The sequence below is a fragment of the Ewingella sp. AOP9-I1-14 genome (assembly GCF_052375995.1).
In the GTDB taxonomy this organism is placed as follows: domain Bacteria; phylum Pseudomonadota; class Gammaproteobacteria; order Enterobacterales; family Enterobacteriaceae; genus Ewingella; species Ewingella allii.
The window spans coordinates 1-4,149 of sequence record NZ_JBQSVA010000027.1 but is presented as its reverse complement, the minus strand read 5'-3'; the positions used below and the strand labels follow the sequence as shown (position 1 = coordinate 4,149).

Here is a 4,149-nt window from a genome sequence, read left to right as displayed (position 1 = left end):
CTCCAGACTTACCATCAACAGTTGATAACCTTGGGTCAGTGTTACTTGCCTTTCCTGCCATATCAGCAGTGAGTTTTTGGAATGATGATCCAGAGACAACCAAGCCGCCTGGCAGTGTTAAATTGACCGTTCCCGGTGACGTATAAAACGTCTGATACACTGCGCTCATTGCTTCGGTGTCAGCAAGCGCTTTAGTAATTTGAGTGGCCAGCGTCATGGTGATGGCTGTGCGGTCACCACTCAGCATCGGAATGCCAACATAGCTAGCCCCGGTAACTGCGACGGGGAACGGCAGTACCAGTGTTATCTGTGTGGCGCTGTCGACACTTTTAATCTCAAATGCCCGCGGGCTAATGGTGCTGTATCCAATAAGAAGCATGTCACCAGGGCGAAGGCCTGAGTTTGTCCATACGGTGCCCACGCCAATGACCACCGGGCTATTTGCCGTGGTGTTTACAGTGCCAGATGAATACCAAGTCATTATTTTCTCCAGACATAAAAAAACCCGCCGTAGCGGGTTAAGTTTTTTGATTTTCACTAGCTGATCACACTAGCATTACGGCTTGCGAATACATCATATTGAGCAGTAAAACTGACATTTGCTGAGCCATTGTGACCGTTGAAAATCTGATAGGTAACAGGCAGGTTCCCTGTTCCGATTGGGACATAAAAAGTAAAACCATTAGAGGAAAAACTGTCGGAAAATATTTTTATCACATCATTTCCCCCGACCCGGATTGCAATGAATGATCCTGTACCCGGACTTCCCGAGGTTATCGTCCCCTTAAAGGTTCCAGATACAGAGATTTTCCTTGCAAACCCCTTATCTTGAGCAACATTAAAGAGCGTCCCTGATATACCCCCACTGTTGCCGACCTGCGCCTGATTGCTCTCTGAACGACCCACGCTAAAATCGGCTAAATCACCAACCATCTTTGCCGCGTACACCGTTCCCGCGAAGTCGCCGTCTGTTGCATACACTGTTCCTCGGAACCTGCCGTCGGTTGCATAAACCGTTCCGCGTACAACCGCGTTATTCAACTCGGCATTGCCGTTTTTTGGCAGCCGCCATCCATCACCGGCATCACCAGAAACAAAGTTTGCGGACTGAAGCGTGTCTGATATTTTCGCAAAATCGATACTCGCATTCTGGATAAATGCAGAGTTGATGAACACGTCTCCATTAACCACGGCCCATGGCGAGTAATAATTACCGTTAGAACCGCTCATCAAAACGAGCTGATTCGCGTTAAAGGCGATGCGGGTTAATACAGGTTTTCCCGGCTCAGCAATAACGGCGATCGACATCCCGGCATCGTAATAATTCCCGCCCATGTTTACGCCAGCTTTCATACTGTAGATGGCGCTGCCCGAGCCATCATTATTGAAGACCGATGTCATTTTCTGTTCGAGCGCAGCCGTGTTTATCTGCACCTTACCAGTTAATGAATCAACCGAACTGTTTGTCGCCTGAACAGTCGTGGTTAGGTCTGCGAGAGCTTTTTGGGTATTGGCTATAGTTGTCATCACAACCAAAACGTCAGCGCGAATAGCACCAGCCTCAGCGTATTGATGCTGTATTCCGGCATTACTAGCCAGTGCGGTCTGCAGCAACGCCTCAATGCTTCCCCCAATCTGCTCGGTCAGCCGGCGGCCATCTTCCGCATTCAGCAAATCATCAGCAATTTCGCCAAGGTAGTCATTGGCCTGGTCGTTGGACATTCCACGCACCCAATCGGTGTACCCCGATTCGTTGCCGGTTTTATCCACCAATTGGGCGCGGTACCAGAATATCTGACCGGGTCTCAACCCAAGCTGGGTATATGTCGCCTGTGGATATGGAACGTCAGATAGCAGAATCGGGTTGGATTTGTCCTCGTTTGGGGTGTACTGAATTTCTGTTTTGAGAGTATCCGAAGTGTTTGCAGGGAACCCCCAGTTAAGTGTGATCCCCCAGTTTATCGCCGTGGCCGCCAGGCCGATGGGTTTCGGTGGATTGCCCACCTTACCTGTCAACGTGGCTTCCTGCGAATACCCCCACCCGCTGGATATCTCGGCGGCATTGATCGCCCGAACGCGAACGAGGTAGCGGCCAGCGTAAATACCGGGTACCTCAAACGACGTTGTCGAGCTGCGCGGCACGTTAACCCAGTTCCCATCGTTACGGCGCCACTGTGCTTCATAGGCGATAGCATTTTGAGTGGCATCCCACGTCGCTCGCATCGTCTGGACGCTGATTGTCTGTTCAACCACAGAAAATGAGCTGATCTGAATATTAGCCGGTGCTGACTGGTTGCCTGGCGGAATGACGCTGATTGGCCGCTGGTCAATCACCGCGCCTGTATCGATACGCGCAAACTTATCAGGATCATGCAAAATGCCGGTGATGGTAAATGTGCCATCATCATTTTCAGCCGTGCTAGTGATTCGATATTGCTGTGCAAAAAGCTCATCAGACTCAACCACCCACACGCATTCAGCCTCAGGAGTTTCTGAATAGGCTGTGCTGACAGTGACAATATTTCCATTGATAGCCTGAATCGTCCTGCTTTGAGAAACTCCCGTCGGCAAGTTCACCTGTATACGGTCGCCGGGCTTAGCATTTGGTACTCTATCCAAGTTTATAACGCGGCCCGAGGCCGAACTAACTCGGCCGCCGGTGATGCGCCCGGACAAGTTCTCATCTGCAACAGCAATGATATAGCCTGGTTGGGGAATGTCGCCGTCGAGGCCCACAGAGAATGTGACAACGCGGTCGCTATTATTGGTAAGAATCCCCCAGCGCCCCTTCCTGTTGGCCTCTGACTGACGTGTGCAGCCAATCGCGGTCAACTCAAGCTGGTTAAAGACCTTGTAACGATTAACCAGCGCCTGTTCGAATACCGGCTCCATAGCGTCAGCGTAGGCGTTATCCGGATCAGACCAAGAGACCAGGGCCGACGAATAGCGCGTTTTCGTGTTGCTGCTGGAGTAGGTGAAGAGGCCGTTAACAACGTTCGCGTTGGTAAAGTTGTAGTCCACGTCGCGTGGCATGTCCGCCAGCGCAAAAATCTGATCCCCGCCCCAGTAGGTCATGCCGCGGAAAATGGCCGCGAAATCGCGCAAAACGGTGTAGGCATCGTTGCGATTCTGGACATACACGTTGCAGATGTAACGCGGCTCTGTGCCGTTTCCACCTCGACCGTCGGGAACAGGCTGATCACAATACTGGGCCACCTGGTACAGCGTCCATTTATCGATATTGGCTGCCGTCAGACGGTCACCAAGACCAAAGCGCTCTGAGACCACGATATCGTAGAAAATCCATGCCGGGTTATCCGTCCACGCCCACTTAAAGCCACCCTGCCATATTCCAGAGTATGTTCTGTTGATAGGGTCGTAATTGTCCGGCACCCGCACGATGCGCATTTTTGTATCAACCGACACAGGCGGGATCGATCCGTTAAATTGGCTTGAATCGAATTCGATATAAAGTAGAACGGTATTCGGATAGCGCAGCTTGGCATCGATAACTTCCGTAAAGCTTTGCAGCATCATCGCATCGCCAATCTTGGCGCTGTTGGCGTCGGCCGTCACCTTTCTAAGGCGAAGCGTCCATGTGCTACCAGACTGCGGCAAATCAATTCGATGGCTTCTTTCATACCCTGTTGTCGTCTTGCCAGTAACAGACGTGTCTAAAATGGTTTGCCATGTTCCGCCGTCGGTCTGAAGCTCAATGACATAATTAATGCTGTAGCCAACCAGGTCTCCGTTGTCTTTTTGATTAAACAGCGCGGGCCATTTAAGGCGCAATCTAACCGCTGACAGTTGAGAATTCGTAAATGTCCGAGTCCATGCGCTGGTGCTTTTGACCTCTGTGCCGACAGTGATTTCATTATTGGAACCAGGCAACCCTTGGATATAGGTTTGCGCCTGCGTGCCCGGGCGGAACTCCCATGTCACGCCGCTGAAGTTATTGCTGCCATCAGGGTTCTGGAGTGGTGTGCCATCTAAATAAATATTTTGCGCCGTCAGGCCACCGGCCCACTCTCCCTCACCCAGCGCGATCAACACCTTTGCTTTCGCAATGGACTGGAGATCGTCCGGCTGTTCTACAGGCGTGCGTGATGAAGAGCTGCCGCCTTTGCGGCCTCTGATTGCGGTAGCTGT

Annotated in this window: 1 protein-coding gene and 1 pseudogene; both read right to left on the bottom strand. The window is 51.5% G+C overall.

What is annotated here, in order from left to right; genetic code table 11:
* Positions 1-481 (bottom strand): annotated as a pseudogene (locus ACT3RT_RS22940) (hypothetical protein); the annotation flags it as partial.
* A gap of 56 nt (positions 482-537) precedes the next feature.
* The coding region (gene gpJ, locus ACT3RT_RS22935) for a TipJ family phage tail tip protein (RefSeq protein WP_496203777.1) at positions 538-4,149 on the bottom strand (3,612 nt) is incomplete at its 5' end.